Origin of the sequence: Enterococcus sp. 12C11_DIV0727 (genome assembly GCF_002148425.2) — a bacterium.
Taxonomy (GTDB): Bacteria; Bacillota; Bacilli; order Lactobacillales; family Enterococcaceae; genus Enterococcus_L; species Enterococcus_L lemimoniae.
Map to the genome: position 1 here is coordinate 125,042 of NZ_CP147248.1, position 22,999 is coordinate 148,040.

Sequence of the window (22,999 nt, forward strand, 5' to 3'; positions counted from 1 at the left end):
TTGCAGATGAGTTCAGAAATGCTTGCAATGATTTTGGCTGGAGGACAAGGAACACGTCTAGGAAAGCTGACTCAAAATATTGCCAAACCAGCTGTGCCCTTTGGCGGCAGATATCGAATTATTGATTTTACCTTAAGTAACTGTATCAATTCAGGAATTAAAAATGTCGGAGTGGTCACCCAATATCAGCCGCTAGCGTTGAATAGCCATATCGGCAACGGCTCAAGCTGGTGGTTAGATGGGATTGATTCTGGTGTGACGATTTTACAACCTTATTCTAGTTCTGATGGGGAAAAATGGTTTGAAGGAACAGCCCATGCAATTTACCAAAATATTGCTTTTATTGATCAAATGAATCCACAATATGTTTTGATTTTATCTGGAGATCATATTTATAAGATGAATTATGAAGCGATGCTAGATGAACATATTGCTAATAATGCTTCTTTGACGGTTGCTGTCATTGAAGTCCCTTTAAAAGAAGCATCGCGCTTTGGCATCATGAATACGGACGAAAATGATCGAATTATTGAGTTTGATGAAAAACCATCAGAACCTAAAAGCAATTTAGCCTCGATGGGAATCTACATTTTTAACTGGGGACGCTTACGGAATGTGTTGCTGAACAGTTATTCAAAAGATGGACAGATGCTAGATTTTGGGAAGCATGTAATTCCTACGTAGCTAGAAGCAGGAGAAAATGTTTACGCCTATCATTTTAATGGGTATTGGAAAGATGTGAGAACGATCGATTCGTTATGGGAAGCAAGTATGGAGTTTATTGGGTTAGAAAATGAGCTGAATATGCGAGATAAAAGCTGGCGGATGTTTTCTAAAAATAACATCTCACCGCCGCATTATATTACAGAAACAGCTTCTGTTGGTAACTCATTGATCGTAGATGGTTGCTATGTTGCGGGAACGGTTAGGGACAGTATCCTTTCCACAGGTGTTCAAGTCAAGGTGGGGGCAACGATCGAAAATAGCGTGATCATGCCTGGCGCTACAATCGGAAAAAATGTCACAATCAAAAATGCCATAATCGGAGAGAATGCGATCATCGGGGACCAAGCTATAATTTATACTGAAAATGAGATCGAAGTCATCGGCTATTCAGAAGTGATTGGGGTGCAGAGTGATGAAGACTAAAAAAATGTGCGCCATTTTAGGGAATGTGTCAACATTTCAAGGATTATTGCCACTGACTGAAAATCGTCCCTTAGACACTTTGCCTTTTGATTGTAAGTATCGGTTGATTGATTTTCCTCTTTCAAGCATTGCGAATGCGAATATCAATTCGATTTTTATGATCTTTAATGAAGGTGAAACACGCTCTGTATTTGATCATATCGGTGGCGGTAAAGAATGGAATTTAGATTCGTTGCAAAATCGCTATTTTGTTTATTTTTATCAAGATATTCTAAAACAAAAAGAACAAGGGCAACATTATTATGAATCAGTGATCGACTATCTTAAAAAATCAGAATCTGAATATACCGTGTTTATAGGCAGTAATATGCTATGTACTATTGATTTACGAGCTGTTTTAAAGAGTCATCAAAAACAAAACAATCGCGTGACGGTTGTTTATAAACGGGTAAATTCATCAACTATTTCATTAGAGGAAAGAACCATTCAGGTAAGTGATGAAGGGAATGCGCTGAGTCTTCACCCGTTTAGACCGAGAAAACAGACTGAGCAGCTGAATCTGTGTATGGATATCTATATTGTTCAAACAAAAAGGCTGATTGAACAACTAGAGCTTGGGCAAACAAGAGAGGCATCACCAAATATTTATCTATTTCTTCAAAGTAAACTAGGTGAGGAGCAAACTACAGCCTATGAGTATACGGGTTATTTAAGCAATATTCATGACGTAGCCTCTTATTATCAAGCAAATCTAGATATGCTAAATCCATCTATTTTTAATTCATTGCTTTACTCAAAACAAAAAATTTATACAAAATTAAAAAATGAAGTACCGACATACTATTCCAAAGAGTCACAGGTGAAAAATAGTCAGTGTGCTACCGGCTGTATTATTGAGGGCGAGCTGGAAAATAGTTTGATTTCAAGAAGAGCGGTGATCAAAAAAGGAGCACGAGTTAACTACTCAATTGTGATGTCTAATGCGAAAATTGCCGAAAATGCAGTAATCGAATATGCAATATTAGACAAGTATGTCACAGTAGCAGCAGGAATCAAGATTATTGGAACGGCTGAACAACCTGTTGTAATTAAAAAAAATCAGGACGTGTCAACAGATGTCATTGGAGGGCTGAAATCATGAAGGTCTTATTTGCATCTGCCGAATGCGCTCCATTTTTTAAAAACGGTGGGTTAGGGGATGTTGCTGGAGCGCTGCCAAAAGAACTAGCTAAAAAGGGCATCAATATTGCAGTCGTCTTACCTTACTTTACAAAAATGCCAGATATTTATAAAGTACAGTGCGAAGAGGTTGCTACGTTTTCTGTCGAAGTTGGTTGGTGTCATCAATATTGTGGTGTCAAGCAGCTGATTTTAAAAGGGATTTCGTATTACTTTATTGATAATTTATATTATTTTGATCGTGAACAATTGTATGGTTATGAGGATGACGCTGAACGCTTTGCTTTCTTTTCATTGGCCATTATTAAAATGCTTGAAAACATTGAGTTTAGACCTGATGTAATTCATGTCAATGATTTCCATACCGCAATGGTCCCTTTTTTATTAAAAGAAAAATACCAAGCAGTTGAAAACTTTCGCGCAATAAAAACAGTATTGACTATTCATAATATTGAGTTTCAAGGAGCTTATAGTAAAGATTTACTCCCGGATCTTTTTGGAATGGGGTCGGAACGGTTTAATGATGGTGCTACTCGTTTTCTGGATGGTGTCAATTATTTAAAAGCGGGGATCTTATATGCTGATCGTGTGAACACAGTGAGTCCTACTTATGCTGAAGAAATCAAAACAGCTGAATTTGGGTTTGGTTTAGATGGAATCTTACGCTTGGAGCAGGGAAAATTAAGTGGTATTTTAAATGGCATCGACTATGAAATGAATGACCCTGAGACGGATCAACTGATTTTAGAAAATTTTTCTTTAAACGATTTGTCCGGTAAACAGAAAAACAAACAAGCGTTACAAAAAAAACTGAACTTACCTGTTAGGACAGAGGTACCCTTGATCGGAATTGTTAGTCGTTTAACTTTTCAAAAAGGATTTCATTTAGTTTTGGATGAACTAACCAATTTTTTGGAACAAGATGTACAGCTAGTTTTATTAGGAACGGGAGATCCCGGAATCGAACATTCTTTCCGTCCTTTTGGAGAGCGTTATCCAGATAAAATTACCGTAAATAGAAAATTTGATGTGTCGTTAGCACAATTGATCTACGCTGGTGCTGATTTGTTCTGGATGCCCTCTGAAACTGAACCATGCGGAATGATTGCTATGCGTTATGGAACGTTGCCGATCGTCCACGAAGTAGGGGGGGTAAAAGATACGGTTCCCCCGTATGATCTGACCACAAAAACGGGAACAGGCTTTGGTTTTTCTGAATTTAGCTCGAATTCCTTGATGTATAGTACGCTAACCGCCATTGATCTTTATAGAATGGATCAGCAGACATGGCAACAGCTAATCAAAAACGAAATGAAAAAAGATTTTAGCTGGGAAAAATCGAGTCAAGTCTATTTGGATTTATATAAAGAGATCATTCAAGTAGGATAAAGCAATGCTGTTTTTCGTTTTTAAGTATTGACGACAGCATAAAACCAAGGTATACTTTTAGCGAGAAATGAATAGCCAAAGATAATTATGAGGTGTTTTTGTGAGTGTAAGTATCTAACCTAAGGAAATGAATAGCTGAAGAATAAACGACCATTTTTAGATGGCTTCTTTAGTGTACTTACGTTGATACCTATCTTAACTCATACAAAAATACCAGATAGACTGCAGGATGACTGTTTTTATTTAGTGATTATTGAGGGATGAAGGGGACACTTCATCCCTTTTTCTATTTTCAAGCAAAATCATTGCTGTAGCTAAAAAATAAATTCTTTGTCCTATTCAAAAGAAGATAGGTATCTCTTAATTAAAAGGAGAGATACAGATGAATCAAGAAACCTATAATAAAACACAATTTAATCAAATCAAAGAAAAATTAATGACCTATGCTATCAGTTACTATGGAAAAGAGCTAATTAAGCGACTAAAACCAAACAGTCACTTAGATGTAGTGAAAAAACGATTACAAGAAACTTCCGAAGCAAAAACGCTGCTTATGGCCAATTTACATGTCCCATTTATGGGATTAAACAACATTGAGCATTTGACCAGCCAAGTTGAAAAGGGCTTTATTTTAGAACCAACTGAATTAATCAGCTATGCAGATTTTCTTAGGAGTAGTCGTTTGATCCAAGCTTTTATGCAAAAAAATGAATTTATTGCACCGCTTTTAGCCAGATATAGTGATTCATTACAACTATTTTCAATGATCGAATTGGAGATCTATCAAGTCATTCGGAACAATCAAGTGGAAAATGATGCTAGTCGTGAACTACGTAAAATTCGTAGAGCTATTCAAGAATGTGAAAAAGAAATTGAAGCGAAACTAACGTCATTTCTTAGAAATACACAAAATAAACCTAAAATTCAAGAAGCAATCGTGGTTAAAAAAAATGACCGTTATACCATACCAATCAAAGCTACCTATAAAAATCAAATTTCTGGAACCGTCGTGGATGCGTCCTCTAAAGGAACAACGGTTTTTGTAGAGCCAACAACGGTAACGAAGTTAAATGACAAACTCTATCAATTGAAAATGGAAGAAGCGACAGAAGTCTATCAAATTTTATCGACATTGACTGGTCTGATTGCCGAACAAATGGTTGCTATCCAGTCAAATCTAGAGGTAGTGGCACAATATGACATGATCTTTGCGAAGGCTAAATATAGTCGAGAGATCAATGGAATCGAACCAGAAATTAACCAAGACGGCATTATTGAGTTTGTAAATGTAAAACACACTTTGTTAGGTGAAAACGCTGTTCCGTTAAATGTAACACTAGGACAAGATTATCGAGGATTAACAATCACGGGTCCGAATGCAGGGGGTAAGACGGTTGTGCTCAAAACAGTTGGACTGATTACCTTACAAACGATGATGGGTGTACAAATCATTGCGGATGTTGGGACAAATGTCGGGATTTTTGATCAGATTTTTGTGGATATTGGGGATCAGCAAAGTATAGAAAACGCCTTAAGTACCTTTTCAGGTCATATGCAGAATATCTCTGAAATTCTTGCTAAAACAAAACGAAATAGTTTGATTTTATTAGATGAAATTGGGAGTGGAACAGAACCAAACGAAGGAGCCGCGTTGGCGATCGCAATCATGGAAGCTTTTTATAAAAAAGGAAGTATCTTGATTACAACGACCCATTATAGTGAAATTAAACGATTTTCAGAACAACATGAAGACTTTCTAACCGCAGCGATGGCCTTTGATTCTGAAAATTTAATGCCGAAATACCAGTTGATTCTAGGGGAAACTGGGGAGAGTAACGCTTTTTGGATTGCGAACAAAATGAATTTGGATGAACACGTCGTAAAACAAGCGCAAAACTATTTACACAATCGCAATTACTCGACTGAAAAAGAACACTCATTGCAAAAGGTAAGAAAGCCAAAAGAACAAACGATTTTTCCAACTTATGAAAAAGGGGATCGTGTATTTTGGACAGAGAAAAAGACAATCGGACTAATTTTTGAATTAATCGAACTATCAGATGAGGTCATCATTTTTGTAGAAAACCAAAAGGTAAGAGTACCTAAACGACAATTGAAATTGGATCGTAGCGCAAAAGAATTATATCCACCAAACTACGATTTAGACTCTTTATTTGACGATTATCATGAGCGTAAAAAGATCCGTGATCTAGAGCGAGGCTCTAAAAAAGCCCATAAGAAATTAAGAAAAGAGATGCAAGCGAGAGCGATTCAAAGAGAAGAATGACCGTACTAACGATTTTAAGCAAACGAGAGGAAGACAAAAGTCTTGCTCTTATTTGCCAGTCAATACTTCTTTCACAACCACATCTTACAAGTTTTCAAGGCGGTTTTTCAATGGTATAATAGCCACGGAGGAATATATAGAATGAATGAAAATCAATTATCAAAACGTTTAGCGCGTGTGGGAGAATTAGTTCCAGAACAAAGTCGTTTAGCAGACATCGGTTCTGACCATGCGTATTTACCTGTAGCATTAGTTTTACAAAATAAACTTGATTTTGCGGTGGCAGGAGAAGTTGTAAGAGGTCCTTTTGAAGCGGCTAAAAAGCAAGTACAAAAAAATGGCTTGAATGATCAAATTATTGTCCGTTTGGCAGACGGTTTAGATGCTGTGGAACAGACAGACGGGATTACTGCCGTGACGATTTGTGGGATGGGTGGTGTTTTGATCCGAGATATTTTAGAGGCTGGTTGGAACAACCAACGGCTTCAAGGAAATGAGTGCCTCGTTTTACAACCAAACATTGGTGAAAAGCCGTTACGTGATTGGTTGACAGTACACGGTTTTACAATACTTGAAGAAGATATTATAGAAGAAAATAATAAGATTTATGAAATCATTGTGGCGTCAAGACTTGAAACTAGAGTGGCTTATTCAGAAGAAGAACGACTCTTCGGTCCACTGTTACTGCAAAAGCAGTCCGCTGTTTTTCGTAAAAAATGGTTAGGGGAACTAAATCAGCGTGAAACGATTCTAGCACAATTGGCCAAAGCATCTGGTGACCAAACGGTTAGAATCCACCAAATAGAAAAAGAAATTGCTGAAATCAAGGAGGTTTTGTCAGATGAGTCTTGATGGAACGTTATTTATTGAACACTTTGAAGCCTATTGTCCTCAGTGGTTAGCTGAAGCAGATGATCCTGTGGGGTTGCATATTGGCACTTTAAATAAAAAGCTAGACCGAGTAATGGTTACTTTAGATATTCGGCCAGAAGTCGTGGCTGAAGCAATCGAAAAGAAAGTTGATTTGATCATTGCCAAACATCCACCGATTTTTAGACCAGTCAAACGATTAGATACAGATGATTTTCAGACAAAAATGTATGCAGATTTATTGAAACATGATATTGCTGTTTTTGCTGCACATACGAATATGGATATTATTGAAAATGGCTTAAATGACTGGTTTTGCGATTTATTAGGAATTGAAGATACTACCTATTTAACCAAAACGCACACCGTCGGTTATAAGAAGTTAGCGGTTTTTGTACCAGTCGATCATGCTGCCAAGATGCGAAAAGTTCTTGGCGAAGCGGGTGCAGGTACGCAAGGGGATTATACCAACACTAGTTACTCAATGATTGGCACAGGACGTTTTACACCAGCTACTAATGCTAATCCAACAATTGGTACAGTAGGTGAAGAGGCGGCTGTTCAAGAGGCTAAAATCGAAGTGATTTTTCCAGAAACGATTCAAGCAAACGTGATTCAAGCAATGCTGTCAGTTCACCCATATGAAGAACCAGCCTATGATCTTTACCCGATAGAAAACATTACCAAAGAATATGGGTTAGGACGAGTAGGGAATTTAGCTAAGGCTGTACCGCTAAAAGAATTTGTTGCTTTTATTAAAGAAAAATTTGCTTTGGATGGTGTACGGATTGTAGCAGAAGATGAGACAAAATTAGTCCAGCGTATTGCGATTTGTGGTGGCAGTGGTGAAAAATTTTTCCGTGATGCTCTCAAAAATCAAGCGGATGTTTATATCACGGGCGATGTCTATTATCATACTGGCCATGACATGCTGACAGAAGACCTACCAGTGATCGATCCAGGACATTATATCGAGCAATTATGCAAACCAAAGTTGGTTGAACTATTCAATCAATGGAAAAAAGACTATAATTGGGATATAACATTTATCGAATCTGAGGTAAATACGAATCCTTTTAAATTTAGATAAAGTAGAAAGAGGGAACGAAACGATGTATGAAAATTTATTGCCACGTTTTTTACGCTATGTAAAAACAGAAACACGCTCTAATCCAGCTAGCGAAACAACACCTTCAACACAAACGCAAGTAGCTTTCGCTCAAACGTTAAAAAAAGAGTTAGAAGAACTTGGTATGAGTGATGTACTATACAATGAAAAAAATGGTTTTGTGATCGCTACATTACCAAGTAATATAGAGAAAGACGTTCGTTCGATCGGCTTTATTGCTCATATGGATACAGCAGATTTTAATGCTGTTAATGTGAATCCGCAAATCATCGAAAAGTATGATGGTGAGTCAACGATTAAATTAGATAGCGAGGGTAAATTTACTTTAAATACAAAAGATTTTCCTAACCTAAAAAATTATGCTGGTCAAACGTTGATCACAACCGATGGAACTACGCTTTTAGGCGCTGATGATAAGTCAGGGATCGCTGAAATCATGACAGCCATGGAAATTTTGATCAAAGATCCATCAATCAAACATGGTACGATTCGTGTTGCATTTGGTCCAGATGAAGAAATCGGTGTGGGGGCTGATAAATTTGATGTCGATCAATTTAATGTGGATTTTGCCTATACGATGGACGGCGGCCCAGTGGGAGAATTACAATACGAAACCTTCAATGCAGCTCAAGCTGAAGTAACGATCCAAGGAAAAAATGTCCACCCGGGAACAGCTAAAAATACGATGATCAATGCATTACAGTTGGCAATTGATTTTCATAATCAGTTACCGCAAAATGAAGTGCCCGAAAAAACGGATGGCTATGAAGGATTCTTCCACTTAGCGCAACTGAGCGGCACACCAGAAGAAGCAAAAATGACCTATATCATTCGTGATCATGATCGTGAAAAATTTGAAGCGCGTAAAGCGCTGATTACAAAAGTTCAAGAAATCATCAATCAGTCTTTTGATCAAGAACGGGTACAAGTTGATTTATTTGATCAATACTACAACATGGGTGAAGTAATCGAAAAAGACATGAGTATTATTGAATTAGCCAAAAATGCGATGATCGAACTTGATATCACGCCATTGATCGAACCTGTTCGCGGCGGAACAGACGGTTCTAAGATCTCCTATCTAGGTATTCCCACGCCTAATATTTTTGCTGGTGGCGAAAACATGCATGGTCGTTTTGAGTTTGTTTCATTACAAGCAATGGAAAAAGCTACAGATGTTATTGTGAAAATTGCAGAGAATAACGCTAAATAATCAGTATTTAGTAAAAATTGAAAAGAGGGAGTACAGTTACAAGGTGTGACTTACTTCCTATTTTTCTGTCAAGGTTGGATCATTTGCTACACATTTAAATCGGAAGGAAACGTGATGACAATGGAAAATGTAATGATTCTTTTTAATGAAACATCTGGGAAAGACAAAGGCAAAGAATTAGCAGAACAGTTTGTTGATTATGCAAGAAATCATGGACAAGCGGACACTCATTTTCTATTAGAACAAGTAGGACCAGATTGTGATAGTCAAAAAATCGTTGAGAAATCCAAGCGTGAAATGATTGATACACTGATTTTTATTGGTGGAGATGGTACGATCAATCATAATGTGGCAGACTTCAAAGAGGAATTACCACATCTAAAAGTCGGTTTGCTGCCTGGCGGGACGGTTAATAATATGGCAAGAGTTTTAGAAATTCCGCTGAAATTTGAAGATGCTGCCGCTGTTATTTTAGGAGGAGTTACCAGAAAAATAGACTATGGAATGATCAATCAAAAAGTAATTGTCAGTACAATGACTATTGGGATTTTAGCTGACACAGCGGCTCGTATCAGTCAAAAAGAAAAACAAAAATATGGGAAATTGATTTTTGTGAAAAATTTTTTCAAATTATTGGCTAAGAAAAAACGTTATCGCTTAGAGATCAAAACTGAAAAAGAACAATGGCAAGGGAAAACACAATTAGTTACAGTGACAATGACAAATTCTGTTGGAGGATATACAAATTTTGACGATTCAGCTTCTCCAGATGATGGTTTGTTCCATCTAACTATTTTACCTAAACTGAATTTTTTCAAATTGGCCTTTTATCTGCCAAAAATTATTTTAGGTAAAGTCTATGAAATTCCAGATGTGAAGTATATGACTGCAGCTGAACTATCGATTAAAAGTTCGAACGAAAAGAAAATTGGTACTCGTGTTGATGGTGATCCAAGTGAGGATCTACCTGTTGAAATGACCGTCATCAAACATGGTCTAACTGTTTTTGTACCAGAGCAAAAACAGTGATCTTGTCGAAATAACTTTACATCTTATACTCTTTCAAGGTATTCTATTAATACAATGATTTTGGAGGAAGAAGGATGACAGGTTTGTTGAAGCATTTACCATGGGTGTATTTACTCATTGTAAATTTGGTTGAGTTTTTTATAATGTACCTTGATAAACAAAGAGCGAAAAGAAGAAGATGGCGAGTCCCAGAGTCTGAACTCTTATTTATTGGCTTGATTGGAGGAGGATTTGGCGGTTTACTTGCTCAACAACTTTTTCATCACAAGACAAGAAAATTACGCTTTTATTTTGCTTTTATTTTTGGTACACTTGTGACTATTGCAATTATTTATTATCATTATAAAAGATAATCGTGAATACAATTTAGTGGGGAGAAACTATGAAAAGCAATTCCAAGACAAAAGTTTTTCTAAATATCGGCTTGTTAGCTATTTTTATTGGAGTGATCATCTATGTGATGGATAATTCACTCAGTGATATCTTTGCTCAATTAATGAAGACAAGTTGGATCGTTGTTGCCCTAGTTATCTTACTAGGAGTCGTTTACCAGATAGTGGAAGGACGCTCGATCAAAGAGATTGCTGCCTATTTTCAAAAGGATTTTACGACAAAAGATGGTTTTTTTACCTCTTGTTATGTGGCTTTTTATCGCGTAATTTCTTTTGGGACGGGTACATTGCTCTCTGAAATTTATTTTTACAAGAAAAAAGGACTGGCTGTTTCCCAAGGAGTTGGTGTGACGGCTCTGCATATGATCATGTATAAAGTAGCAGTGATTTTTCTATCTGTTCTCGGGTTGATTTTTCAGTTCTCTTTATTTTATGAACGTGCACCAAAAATGATTCCTTTTATCTTAGTTGGTGTTGGGCTGACCTTTGTTATTATTTTTTCATTATTGATTCTTTCAAGCAGCATCAATCTTCAAGTGATTTTAATAAAGTGGACGAATAAACATTTTAAACGTAAAAGATTGCGTGACTGGGTGGATAAGTGTAATCTTCAAATTTATTCATTAAGAGAAACGGTTCAAACTATCACAAAAGACCGTTCAGCGATGATTCGAATTTTTTGCTGGAATGTAGCGAAGTTGCTTTTCTGGTATGTGATTCCTTATGTTGTGCTCGTTGAGAATCATCCAAATATTGATTTTCTTTTGGTTCTTTCTTTTACAAGTTTTTCGGTTATTTTGTCGGGAGTATTTCCAACCCCAGCTGGTATTGGACCGTTTGAATTCGTTTATTTATTGCTATTCAAACCGCTTGTTGGAACGGTCGATGCAGTATCTTCGTTGTTATTGTATCGTTTTGGCAGTTTTGTTTTGCCTTTTCTGATTGGATTTATTTATGTATTGATTCAAAAAAGAAGAGATATTAAAACGGATCTTTCCGCAGCAAGAAAAGAGAAAAAGGAAACGTTAGAAGAATAATGTGTAGGCAAGCTTTGAGAATCGAAAGATTTTTAAAGCTTTTTTTTTATCGATTTTGCAAAATACTATGGTATACTTTAGATAAGTACTAGGGGAGTCATTTTGACTGAGATGTTCGCTTGAACGGACCCTTTGAACCTGTGAGTTGAGACTCGCGTAGGGAAGTAGTCTAAGAAATAGAATAACACGGCTAAACTCTATGAAATGGTTCTTTAACATTTTATGGCGTTTTTTTCTGTTTTTAAGATTCTTCTCAAAAATATCGAGGAGGAATTGTATGACATTTACTGAAGAAATAAGAAAATCTGCTGATATAATTTGGCAGGAAAGTAAGGACCATCCATTTATCTTAGAGTTAAAAGCTGGAACATTACCACCAGAAATTTTCCGATTTTATCTGATTCAAGATCGGTATTATTTGGAGCAATTTAGTAAAATTCATTTAAAAGCTGCAGAATTAGCAATAGATAAAGAAGTCAGAAGCTGTTTTTTAGACGGTGTAAAAAGTTTAGAAGCCGCAGAAATATCAGTTAGAAAAACCTTTTTCAAAAAATTAAAAGTCTCAAAAGAGGAAATCAGTCAAACACCGATTGCACCAGCAGCCTATCATTATACCTCACATATGTATAGAGAAGTTGAAAGCAAAAGCATAGCTAGGATTGCAGCAGCCTTATTGCCTTGTTATTGGTTATATCAAGAAATTGGCGAAGAATTAATAGCAAATGGTTCACCAGATCCGTTGTATCAAAGGTGGATCGAAACCTATGATAGTGAAAGCTATCAGAATGCGGTTCGCAGGCAAATTCAATTGACGGATCAGCTAGCCCACCAAGCTTCTTTCGATGAGCAATTATTGATGAAGCAAGCCTTTATTGTTAGTAGTTATGAAGAATTGAATTTTTGGGAAATGGCTTATACAAAACAAAAATGGGGGTTAAAAAGATGATCAACTATCAATTGATTGATACCTTACGCATGAAAAATCCGTTAGTTCATACTATTACTAATATTGTAGTTGCAAACGATTCAGCTAATGGATTACTGGCAATCGGAGCATCACCATTTATGTCGAGTACACTTGCTGAAATGGAAGAAGTGGCGGTGATTGCTGATGTTATAGTGTTGAATATGGGGACGTTGAATGACGAACAATTAGCTGCGATGATTCTTGCTGGTAAAAAAGCGAACGAATTAGGAAAACCGGTTGTTTTAGATCCTGTTGGCGCCGGCGCGACAAATTATCGTAAGCAGGCGGTTGAGCAATTATTGAGCCAGGTCAAACCAACATTGATTCGGGGAAATGCCGGAGAAATTGCAGCGTTAAGTGGAACGGCTTGGGCTGCTAAAGGAGTAGATGCTGGAACTGGATCAGCAGATATTACTGAAATTGCCGAAAAACTAGCACTTGATGTGAATTGTTTTATTGCAGTAAGTGGTGAAACAGATACGATAACAGATGGCAAGCAAACTTATTTTGTTAAAAATGGAACACCATATTTTACGAAGATGACCGGAGCAGGTTGTTTACATGGATGTGTTTGTGGAGCTTTCTTAGCAGTTGCTAAGGAGTCTACTTTAGAAAGTGTCGTTGTTGCAAGTACAATGTATGCTTTAGCAGGAGAGCTTGTAGCGGAGCAGTTAACAAGTGTTTCTGTCGGGTCATTTAGAACGTACTTATTAGATCAACTATCGGGATTAGATAGTATATTGGTTCAGGCAAAAGCGAGAATTGAAAGGATGGCTGAAAAATGAATGAAACGATCCAAGTGTTAACGATTGCAGGGTTTGACAGTGGCGGCGGAGCGGGAATGCAAGCTGATTTAAAGACCTTTCAAGAGCGTTTTGTATTTGGGACCTCTGTTTTAACGGCGTTACCGATTCAAAATACGCAAGGGGTTAAAAAGGTTTATGATATTCCCCTAGAAGCAATTCAAGATCAGTTAGACGTTATCAATGAAGATTTTAAAATCTCAGCTGTAAAAACGGGTATGTTGTTTACAGCTAGTATCACGCAACTTGTTTCAGCATTTTTAAAGACGGTTGATTTTGGTCCTTTAGTTGTTGATCCTGTAATGATTGCTAAAAGTGGTCATGCTTTACTAAAAGATTCCGCTGTTAAAGCTTTAATCGAAGAGCTGTTGCCGCAAGCTTTTGTTATTACGCCAAATATTCCAGAAGCTGAGGTGATCACAAACATGACCATCACAACGAAAGAGGATATGGTAATCGCTGCAAAAAAAATCCAATTGCTAGGTGTGAAAAATGTCGTTGTAAAAGGCGGTCATCATCTTGAAGGAACAGAATCCTCTGATTTATTGTTACTCGAAGATGGCCAACAAGAATGGTTGTCAGCAACAAGGATCGAGACGAAAAATACACATGGTACAGGCTGTACTTTTTCGGCTTGTATTGCAGCGGAATTAGCCAAGGGAAATGATGTAAGGGCGGCCGTTCATACTGCAAAAGGATTTATTCAAGTAGCTATTGCAGATGGTATTCAAGTGGGCTGTGGCAATGGACCAACCAATCATTGGGCTTTTAGAAAGGTAGAACACAATGAAAACTAGTCAAGAAATGTTAGCCATTTATTTTATTGCAGGAACACAAGATATAAAGGATAGAACTTTACCGGAAGTGTTAGAACAGGCTTTAAAAGCTGGAATCACATGTTTTCAATATCGAGAAAAAGGTGAAGGGAGTCTGACCGATCCTAACGACAAAAAGCTGATGGCGAAAAGATGCCAACAACTATGTAAAGAATATCGAGTACCATTTTTGATCAATGATGATGTGACGTTAGCCTTAGAAATAGAGGCTGACGGAATTCATGTTGGGCAAACAGACCAAGCAATCCAAGATGTATTAGCTTTGTTCTCTGATAAAATTGTTGGTTTATCTTGCTACGATGAAAAGGAAGTCCAAACCGCTAATAAAGTGCCCGCTATCACGTATTATGGTATTGGACCTGTTTACGGTACGCTATCGAAAAAAGATGCTAAACAACCGATCGGTTTAGTAAAACTACAAAAATTGACAGAGCTAGCAGAAAAGCCTGTTGTGGCAATAGGCGGTATTAATACTGGAGATGTTGAGCAGATAATAGAAACAAGTGTTGCTGGTGTCGCAGTGATCTCCGCAATCACACAGGCCAAAGATATTCACGAAGCTGTTAAAAGCTTAAGCTAAGCGGGTTAGATGCATACGCAAGGTTTTTCAAAGAGCAAATAAAACCATTTCGTTGGATTTTATTTGTTCTTTATTTTTTATTAAAAAGAGATTGAATTTTTTTTGCAAGTAGTGTACTATCTAACTAGAACACTAGTGAAGGTGAAAATCAATTGGAGGTAAAGCCATGGATTTCCATACAGATCGGCCGATTTACTTACAAATAATGGATTTTATCATTCAGCAAATCGTTTCTGAAAAATTGCAACCGGGAGACAAAGTAAAAGCCGTGAGAGAAATGGCAGTTGAATTAGCTACGAATCCAAATACCGTGCAACGTGCTTTGCAAGAATTGGAGCGGGAGGACATTCTGTTTTCTAAACGCGGCTTAGGGCGTTTTGTAACAGAAGATACTGAAAAAATTAAAGATTTGCAAAATCAAGCGGTTGAACAAGTCATTGAGAACTTTTTAGCTGAAATGAACAAGTTTGGATGGTCAGAAAAAAAAGCGAGCGATTTATTGGGAGAGTATATCGAAAGGAAGAAATAACATGGAGGAATTAGTTAAGATTCAACAATTAAGCTACCGTAAAGGAAGAAAACAAATTTTTAACCAGTTGGATTTTTCTGTTTCATCAGGGAAAATCATTGCCTTGATTGGTGAAAATGGTTCTGGAAAAACAACCATCATGCGCTTGCTTTCTGGCTTAGCATTAAATTGGAAAGGAAAAATGTTGATCGATAATTGCGCCGTTGGAACAAAGACCAAATCATTTGTGGCGTATTTAGAAGATCAAAATAATTTTCAAGCAAATCAACAATTAGAAGAAGTTATTTCATTCTATGCGCATTTTTATCCAGATTTTGATAAACGAAGGGCGTATGAATTGTTGCGTTTCATGAATTTGAGTGTGTCGGAAAAAATAGGAAATCTATCAAAAGGGAATGCAGAAAAATTTGCTTTAAGCATGACCTTAGCTAGGAGAGCCAAATTATATTTATTAGATGAACCATTAAGTGGTGTTGATTTATTATCAAGAGAAAAAATCATTCAATTCTTACTGAAATGGTTTGATGAAGGAAGTACGATCATTATCACAACACACCAGTTAAGAGAAATCGAAACTATTATTGATGAAGTGATGTTTTTACGAGATGGACAGATTATTTTACATGAGTCGTTAGAAACAATCAAAGAAGTAAAACATAAAGATTTAGAAGATTTATATCGTGAGGTGTACGAAATATGATCAAATTATTTCGTTTATTCTTTTCAAAAAAAAATCTATTCCTGTATAGCACTACGTTGATTCTTACGTTCTTACTTGGACTTGCCAATGTCTATAACATAAATCAACAATCCACAGATTTTAGTCGGGCCTTTTTACTTTTTTCATTGATGATTTACTTTTTACTTTTTTTCGTATTAGAATCAACTCGGATCTACCAATTTTTTCGAACAGCCGATTTTCGATTACTGCCGATCAGTACAAGCAGGTTGTATGTTTATAATTTAATTTTTAGTATGCTTGTAGGAATTATCTTTTTTATAGGAAACGTGATTATTGGTGTAATGATCAATTATCTGGCACTCAAGATACCATTTATTTTGGATGCGACGTGGATTGAAGTTGTGGCTGCAGTCATCGATAGTGTAGTGTTGTTTTTAGTGGTGCAATTTCTGGTTTGTATTTATTCTGCTATGAATCAGTTCGTACAAAAAAGATTTCGCTGGGTTTTAGAAATTGTTTTATTCATTTTATTTATGATTCTGATCGATTATTTATCAGGGTTTGATTTAGGGGCAGCAAAAGGGATTGTAATGACCTATTTTGGTTTACAACACGAAGTCTATTTCCGGATGATTGTACAATTAGTAACCGCTAGCCTTTATTTTAGCTTAATTATTTGGGTAATCAATCGATATGTGGAAGCGGGGGATTAATAAATGTGGTTGCTATGGAAGGAATATCGAAAAGAAAGTCGGTTATTTTGGGTATTCAGTAGTTTTGCTTTTCTATTGATTGGTGGATTCATGATATATAAAGTAGGGTTTCAGCACATTCATATTGAAGGAATAGCGCAGATTATTTTGGTCTTAGTGTTTTTCTTCTTGCTTGCTAGTTTTGTTTGGGAGATGTACCGTCAAATCAAAAGTTGGAAAAAAAGTCAGTACCGTTTACTACCAATCAGTGAGGGAATGTTCTATTTTAGTAATATTTTATTTAGTTGGTTCACAACGACGATGCTTTCATTTATTTACTACTTTGGCTTTGTTGGATTAGTTTTTCTTTTGGATAAACAAGTGGATATGTTCGCTTTTCAAGAATATTGGAAACATCTTTTTATTGCTAGTTATCTGTTTTTTTCAGCATCAGTCTTATTTCAATTTGTTTATTTATTAAGCAGTTTGATCAGTGCTAGAGTAGCAGTTAAGTTACAAAGTGTTTCAAAGTTGCTACTTTTTCTTCTATTGTTTACAGGAGAAGTAACCGTTAGTAACCAACTTTTAGAGGGGTACAAAAAAATTGCGTTTATAGATAATCATCAGTTTAAAATTATTATCGGCTATGTCCCTTTGTATCTAGAGGATTTAGTTTTTGATATGCTTTTACTTATCCTATGTAGTATAGCAAGTATTTTTATTTTAAGAAATTATATTGAAGCAGAAAGAGGGTAGCGTATGGAGAATAAACAAGTATTAAATGTTGAAACGATTTCCAAACATATTGGTAAAAAAAAGATCATTAAAGAAGCGTCATTTACGGTTGCTAGTGGGAAAGTTACTGGTCTGTTAGGACCTAACGGCGCTGGGAAAACTACGATCATTCGCATGTTAGTAGGGTTGATGAGTCATGATCAAGGCTCAATCCAAATCAATGGTCAATTCCTTTCTACCAATTTCAAAGAAGCAATGGCACATGTCGGGGCTATTGTTGAAAATCCGGAATTTTATAATTATATGACGGGTAGGGAAAACCTCATGCAGTATGTTCGCATGGCCCAAAAAACAATAACCGATGAAGCATTGAATCAAGTGATTTCTAGTGTTCATTTAGAAAATAACATCGATCAAAAGGTTAAAACCTATTCATTGGGAATGCGTCAAAGATTAGGTGTGGCACAAGCAATTTTACATCAGCCGGATCTCTTACTGTTGGACGAACCAATGAATGGGTTAGACCCAAAAGGAATGCGCGAATTTCGAGAAATGATTCAAGCGCTGAAAGCACAAGGTGTTGGGGTGCTGATTTCTAGCCATCAATTGAGTGATATGGAGTTATTGTGTGATGACTTAGTCATCGTTCAAAAAGGGGAAATTACCTATGTCGGGCCAATGAATAATCCAGCAGATGAAAATAAGTTAGTTCTATTAGTAGAAACAGATCAACAAAAACAAGCGTTGGATTTCTTAAAAGAAGCTGACTACGTTGTAAGCGTAGACGGTAATTACCTAAAGATTGAACTGAGTGAAGATACTCGAACAGTCTTAGTCAAACAATTAGTAGAAAATGGGATTGGAATCAAAGAGTTGAAAGTGCATGTCGATTCTCTAGAAGAGAATTTCTTGCGCTGGACAGAAGATGGAGGATTATAAGATGAGCGTGCTGATAAAAAATGAATGGCTAAAACTAATTAAGAAGAAATCCTCTTGGATCATGTGGCTTATATTAGTCGCAATGACGTTTGGGATTACGTTGTTAGTTAGATCAACAACCAAATCACATAATGGAGAAATCATGATGAAAGCCAATGATTTGTTTGCAAGTTTGACTGAAATGACTTCATTTCTTAATTTATTCGTTGTTATTGTAGCGGCCTCGATCGTATCGGAAGAGTTTAGTCGAGGAACAATCAAATTTTTGTTGATTCGTCCATTTTCAAGAAGTCAGATTCTTTTTTCAAAATTTGTTGTTTGCTTGATTTATAGTGTAATCGGAACGGTTATTTTGTATATTAGTAGTCTTGTTTCGGCAAATTTATTGCTAAATAGCCAATCACCATTTGATGTGGTCAATGGTTATCACGGTTGGAATGCGTTGACGGTCGCGGGTGCTCATGCAGGAGCAAATCTATTGCTCCTTCTATTATATAGTACGATCACATTATTTATCTCAGCTGCAATTCGTTCACAAAGTTTAGCTGTGGGTGTTGGATTAGGTGTTTTGTTTGGTAGTAGTATTATTAATTCATTTTTAAATGTTGTGATCCCAAAACATCAATGGTTGAAATGGAATCCGTTTAATATGCTCAATATCAAGAATACGATCATGGAGAACACTGGTGCTGAGAATAGTTATCCAGCGTACTTGAATTTCTGGCAAATGGCTGGCGGAATTTTAGTGTATAGTTTGATTATTTATTTAGTCATGCAGCTATTGTTCAAGAAGCGAGATGTTTCACTTAGCTAATCGTTTCGTACAGAGGTGTTAGCATGATTATTGAAACCATTGTAAATGTTTGTCTGCAACGGTTCAATTGTTCCGAGTTGATTGATCCATAGGTGTATGAATTTCTGTTCTTCTTTAGTATTAATAGTCATATTTTAATATGGATGAGAAAAAACAAATAAATTAGAAGTGACGATAATGTCCGAAACTTTGTATTAGAAAGGTTTCGGTCTTTTGTTTTAAAAAAGAAGAAATCTTTTATTAGAGAAGCTGGATATTCGGAATTTTAATCTAATAAATTGCTGATAAAATCAATATTTATGCATGTGAAAGCTTGTCTAAACTCTTAAAAATGATTATGATTAAAAAGATATTTTATAGTTGATTATGAATAGGAGTGTTTTGATGGAACAAAAGCAAATGCGATGGTTTACCGTTGGCCTAATTGCCTTCAACATGGTTTGGGGCTTAGGTAATGTAGTGAATAACTATGCACAACAAGGGATTTCCGTTGTAACGTCATGGGTATTGATTTTGGTCTTATATTTTATTCCCTATGCGTTGATCGTCGGACAACTTGGGTCAACTTTTAAGGAAAGTAGTGGCGGAGTTAGTTCTTGGGTCCAAAATACGAGTACGAAGCGTTTAGCTTATTATGCTGCTTGGACATACTGGGTCGTACATATTCCGTATTTAGCCCAAAAGCCTCAGCTAGTCTTGATCGCTTTTGGTTGGGCAGTACAAGGCAATGGTGATATTGTAAATAATTTTTCTGTTGTAGGGATTTCGTTGATTTCGTTGGCGATTTTCTTGATCTTCTTGCTATTGTCTACTAAGGGGTTAATGACCTTAAAAGTTATTGGGGGAATGGCAGGAACGGCAATTTTTGTCATGTCTATGCTATTTATCCTACTAGCAATTGGTGCACCAATGATGAATTCTAGTGTTGAATTTGCGACACCTCATATGGATAAAATCAGTACGTATATTCCTAAATTTGATTTTAGTTACTTTACGACAGTTTCCATGTTGGTATTTGCTGTTGGTGGGGCTGAAAAAATTTCACCTTATGTGAACTCAATGAGAAATCCAGCAAAAGAATTTCCAAAAGGGATGATTTTCTTAGCGGCAATGGTTGGTGTTTCAGCTGTCTTAGGTTCATTTGCGATGGGGATGTTATTTGCAAGTAACAATATTCCAGAAGACTTGATGGCCAATGGAGCCTACACTGCTTTCCAACTATTAGGTGAGTATTATGGTGTAGGGAATTTATTAATGATCATCTATGCAATCACTAATGGAATTGGGCAAATATCTGCTTTAGCCTTCTCAATCGATGCTCCATTACAAATTCTTTTGGCCGATGCAGATCCTGACTACGTTCCAGCAGCATTACGTAAAAGAAGTAAAAAAGGTACCTTGGTCAATGGCTATTTGTTAACAGGTATCTTAGTTAGTATTATTATTGTCTTACCAATGTTTGGGATCGAGAATATCAAAGAATTAGTCAAATGGTTGACCAACTTAAATTCTGTTGTGATGCCGATGCGTTACCTATGGGTGTTTTTTGCTTATATGATGCTAAATAAAGCGTATAAAAATTATCGATCTGAATACAAATTTATTAAAAATCCTAAAATCGCTTTTGGATTTGGCTTATGGTGTTTCTTATTCACAGCATTCGCTTGTATTTTAGGAATGGTACCAAAGGTCGATTTTGCGGTAGACCCGAAAGCTTGGTTCTTCCAATTAGCTTCTAATATTATTACACCCGTCGTGTTGATTTTATTAGGGATGATTTTACCTGCTTTAGCTCGTCGTGACAAAAAGAAAGCGCAAGTTAATTAAAATAAAGAGGGAAAGAGACTCAATAAGAGTGTTTTTCCCTCTTATTTTTTATTAGACATAAACGATTGTTAGTATTGGAAAAAAATATTTTTTTCTGAACCTGTAATCATATTTAAAATGAAATTTTTATCATGATTTTCTTTTAATTACGTATATTCGTAAAAAAATGAGAACATTTTTTTCTTTTTATCGGTATAATAGAGAGGAAGACTGTTTTTTTTTCTAAAAAAATGATACGATTTATAAAGGAAAAAAATTGAGGAAGTGAGAACGATTAGTAAGCGACAACGTCAATCAGAAAAAGAAGAAAGATCAACATATCTTTGCAAAGAAGTTGATCCCGATTATTTAGGTCGTGAGATTTACGCCGATAATGTTGATACGCCGTATTCATTTTATTTAGTGCGAAAACTAAATTTAGCAAAAGATTACCAAAATTTAGCTGAAGGTGAAGCTTTTTTTGAAGCAATCTGCGATAGCTGGGACGAAACCGAAGAGTTTGAAGAACTGGTAGTCAAGAAGATTTATATGTATGTTGAAACTGAAATTATGTACTATACATTATTAATGGGAAGTTTTGAGCCTACGAGAAGAGAGCTTCGGATGAACTTAAAGCAGTGGTTCGAGGAAATTACGCTTGAAAAACAAGACAGATCTCTAGCTTATAAAGGTGAGCCTACATTAAATTCTGGGGAAATACAGGGAATGATGAAGCAGATGCTTGAAACGTCAAATGAGATTTTCCGTTTACGTAAAATGATTACGGATTTAACTGAGACGATCAATCACGGAAAAATGGAGCTATCTGCAGCTAAAAATGACCCCATTATTTCAAGAAGTATTCAAACGATTCATCTTAAACGAGCGCAACCTTTAGTGATTGAAGAAGACAAGGTTGAAGAAACAAAAATCACTGATTCTGATGAAACAGTTGCTGTAGATATGGATATTAAGCTTGTTGAAGAAGCGGTTGTTGAAGCAGAAATTATAGCGGATACTACAGAACTCCCAGTAGAACCCAAGGAAGCAGCAGGAGCGCAACCAGAAAAAAAGCTGGAGAACGAATTGGCGAAAAAACCAATTCAAGAAGATTCCCTAGCAGAAGAAAAAACTACAGCTTCACAAATGCAAGAACCCGAAAATAATGAACCATTGAAAAAAGAACGCACATCAATCAAGTTGAAACGTAAACATATGGCGCAATCCAACGAAAGTGCTGAAACTGAGACAACAGATGCAACACAGCAAGAAACCACTGAGTTAGAACCGTTGGATCTTCGATTGCTTGTATTCAAAAAAAGAAAAACCAAAAAAGCAACACCAAGTAATTGGCCGCGTTTTTCTAAACAATTGAAAGCAAGTAAACGTATTGAATCTCCAGCTAAAATCCCTAATTTTTCTAAGAGTGAAATGGAAAATTTAGAAGATGAAATCTATCTATGTTTTATGAATAAACGGATGCGCTTAGGAACAAAGAAAAACGCTACTCAAAAGAAGAGTGTTTTACGATCTGACTTACTTGCTCAAATCAGCCAAGCTGAATATTTGAATTACTCTTGGGGACAAGTATTGCGACAACGTAAAGAAGATGTCTTGATTTGTGGTCGCTTGAGTTGTGGTGGTTTAGTTTCTTCTTTAGATGATTTCCTAAAGGAGATGCGCGAGATTGCCTATAGTCGTTCGTTATTTGGTAAAAAAGTTCGCTGTTCAGTTGATTTATTACGCCGTTTAGAAGGCTATATTTTAATGGATCAGTATATGCAAAATCTAAGCCTGATGCCAGTTGAAAAATAGTTATCAGGATAAAATGAATAAATTTTGAGAGCGAGACAAAAGCTTATTTTTGAAAGAGCTGCTTTTGTTTCGTTCTTTTTTGTATTCTTGTAAAATAAACTATGAACAAGTGAAAAGTGATCTTGAT

Annotated in this window: 21 protein-coding genes, 1 pseudogene and 1 riboswitch; all 22 genes and pseudogenes read left to right on the plus strand. The window is 36.3% G+C overall.

Features of this window, described 5'->3' with window-relative positions; genetic code table 11:
- Window positions 1–6: 6 nt before the first annotated feature.
- Window positions 7–1,149: pseudogene (locus tag A5866_RS00625) on the plus strand (glucose-1-phosphate adenylyltransferase).
- Window positions 1,139–2,290, plus strand: coding sequence for a glucose-1-phosphate adenylyltransferase subunit GlgD (gene glgD / locus A5866_RS00630; RefSeq protein ID WP_086444668.1), 1,152 nt, complete (start codon window positions 1,139–1,141; stop codon window positions 2,288–2,290). The pseudogene A5866_RS00625 and the gene glgD overlap by 11 nt, the downstream one beginning before the upstream one ends.
- Window positions 2,287–3,717 carry a glycogen synthase GlgA gene (gene glgA / locus A5866_RS00635; protein WP_086444667.1) on the plus strand — a complete coding sequence of 477 codons (1,431 nt, stop codon included), beginning with the start codon at window positions 2,287–2,289 and terminating at the stop codon, window positions 3,715–3,717. The genes glgD and glgA overlap by 4 nt, the downstream gene beginning before the upstream one ends.
- Before the next feature lie 382 nt (window positions 3,718–4,099).
- A complete protein-coding gene (locus tag A5866_RS00640) occupies window positions 4,100–6,004 on the plus strand; it encodes an endonuclease MutS2 (RefSeq protein WP_086444666.1) in 1,905 nt (634 codons plus the stop codon).
- A gap of 141 nt (window positions 6,005–6,145) precedes the next feature.
- Window positions 6,146–6,856, plus strand: coding sequence for a tRNA (adenine(22)-N(1))-methyltransferase (locus A5866_RS00645; protein ID WP_086444665.1), 711 nt, complete (start codon window positions 6,146–6,148; stop codon window positions 6,854–6,856).
- Window positions 6,846–7,964 carry a Nif3-like dinuclear metal center hexameric protein gene (locus A5866_RS00650; protein ID WP_086281684.1) on the plus strand — a complete coding sequence of 373 codons (1,119 nt, stop codon included), beginning with the start codon at window positions 6,846–6,848 and terminating at the stop codon, window positions 7,962–7,964. Before A5866_RS00645 ends, A5866_RS00650 begins: the two co-directional genes overlap by 11 nt.
- Window positions 7,965–7,986: 22 nt before the next feature.
- Complete coding sequence (gene pepT / locus A5866_RS00655) at window positions 7,987–9,216, plus strand: peptidase T (RefSeq protein ID WP_086281683.1); 1,230 nt, start codon at window positions 7,987–7,989, stop codon at window positions 9,214–9,216.
- Between the two features lie 120 nt (window positions 9,217–9,336).
- Window positions 9,337–10,245, plus strand: a complete 909-nt coding sequence (locus A5866_RS00660) for a diacylglycerol/lipid kinase family protein (protein ID WP_176271491.1) — start codon at window positions 9,337–9,339, stop codon at window positions 10,243–10,245.
- Window positions 10,246–10,319: 74 nt separating this feature from the next.
- Window positions 10,320–10,598 (plus strand): DUF1294 domain-containing protein, encoded by a 279-nt coding sequence (locus tag A5866_RS00665; RefSeq protein ID WP_086281681.1) that lies wholly within the window; start codon window positions 10,320–10,322, stop codon window positions 10,596–10,598.
- A gap of 29 nt (window positions 10,599–10,627) precedes the next feature.
- Window positions 10,628–11,674, plus strand: coding sequence for a lysylphosphatidylglycerol synthase transmembrane domain-containing protein (locus A5866_RS00670; RefSeq protein WP_086281680.1), 1,047 nt, complete (start codon window positions 10,628–10,630; stop codon window positions 11,672–11,674).
- Window positions 11,675–11,754: 80 nt separating this feature from the next.
- A riboswitch (TPP riboswitch) is annotated at window positions 11,755–11,854 on the plus strand.
- A gap of 97 nt (window positions 11,855–11,951) precedes the next feature.
- Entirely contained in the window at window positions 11,952–12,620 is a 669-nt protein-coding gene (gene tenA / locus A5866_RS00675) for a thiaminase II (protein ID WP_086281679.1), read from the plus strand.
- Window positions 12,617–13,426, plus strand: coding sequence for a hydroxyethylthiazole kinase (gene thiM, locus A5866_RS00680; protein ID WP_086281678.1), 810 nt, complete (start codon window positions 12,617–12,619; stop codon window positions 13,424–13,426). The genes tenA and thiM overlap by 4 nt, the downstream gene beginning before the upstream one ends.
- Window positions 13,423–14,241: a bifunctional hydroxymethylpyrimidine kinase/phosphomethylpyrimidine kinase gene (gene thiD / locus A5866_RS00685; RefSeq protein ID WP_086444664.1), complete on the plus strand. Its 819-nt coding sequence runs from the start codon at window positions 13,423–13,425 to the stop codon at window positions 14,239–14,241. The genes thiM and thiD overlap by 4 nt, the downstream gene beginning before the upstream one ends.
- Complete coding sequence (thiE, locus tag A5866_RS00690; RefSeq protein ID WP_086444663.1) at window positions 14,231–14,860, plus strand: thiamine phosphate synthase; 630 nt, start codon at window positions 14,231–14,233, stop codon at window positions 14,858–14,860. Before thiD ends, thiE begins: the two co-directional genes overlap by 11 nt.
- 166 nt (window positions 14,861–15,026) lie before the next feature.
- Complete coding sequence (locus tag A5866_RS00695; RefSeq protein WP_086281675.1) at window positions 15,027–15,389, plus strand: GntR family transcriptional regulator; 363 nt, start codon at window positions 15,027–15,029, stop codon at window positions 15,387–15,389.
- 1 nt (window position 15,390) lies between these two features.
- Window positions 15,391–16,089 carry an ATP-binding cassette domain-containing protein gene (locus A5866_RS00700; RefSeq protein ID WP_086444662.1) on the plus strand — a complete coding sequence of 233 codons (699 nt, stop codon included), beginning with the start codon at window positions 15,391–15,393 and terminating at the stop codon, window positions 16,087–16,089.
- Complete coding sequence (locus A5866_RS00705) at window positions 16,086–16,784, plus strand: hypothetical protein (RefSeq protein WP_086444661.1); 699 nt, start codon at window positions 16,086–16,088, stop codon at window positions 16,782–16,784. Before A5866_RS00700 ends, A5866_RS00705 begins: the two co-directional genes overlap by 4 nt.
- 3 nt (window positions 16,785–16,787) lie before the next feature.
- Window positions 16,788–17,519 carry a hypothetical protein gene (locus tag A5866_RS00710; protein WP_086444660.1) on the plus strand — a complete coding sequence of 244 codons (732 nt, stop codon included), beginning with the start codon at window positions 16,788–16,790 and terminating at the stop codon, window positions 17,517–17,519.
- A 3-nt stretch (window positions 17,520–17,522) separates the two neighbouring features.
- Entirely contained in the window at window positions 17,523–18,437 is a 915-nt protein-coding gene (locus tag A5866_RS00715) for an ABC transporter ATP-binding protein (RefSeq protein ID WP_086444659.1), read from the plus strand.
- Between the two features lies 1 nt (window position 18,438).
- Window positions 18,439–19,251 carry an ABC transporter permease gene (locus tag A5866_RS00720; protein ID WP_086444658.1) on the plus strand — a complete coding sequence of 271 codons (813 nt, stop codon included), beginning with the start codon at window positions 18,439–18,441 and terminating at the stop codon, window positions 19,249–19,251.
- Window positions 19,252–19,635: 384 nt separating this feature from the next.
- Window positions 19,636–21,078, plus strand: coding sequence for an amino acid permease (locus A5866_RS00725; protein WP_086444657.1), 1,443 nt, complete (start codon window positions 19,636–19,638; stop codon window positions 21,076–21,078).
- A 264-nt stretch (window positions 21,079–21,342) separates the two neighbouring features.
- Window positions 21,343–22,872, plus strand: coding sequence for a hypothetical protein (locus tag A5866_RS00730; RefSeq protein WP_339099739.1), 1,530 nt, complete (start codon window positions 21,343–21,345; stop codon window positions 22,870–22,872).
- Window positions 22,873–22,999: the final 127 nt, after the last annotated feature.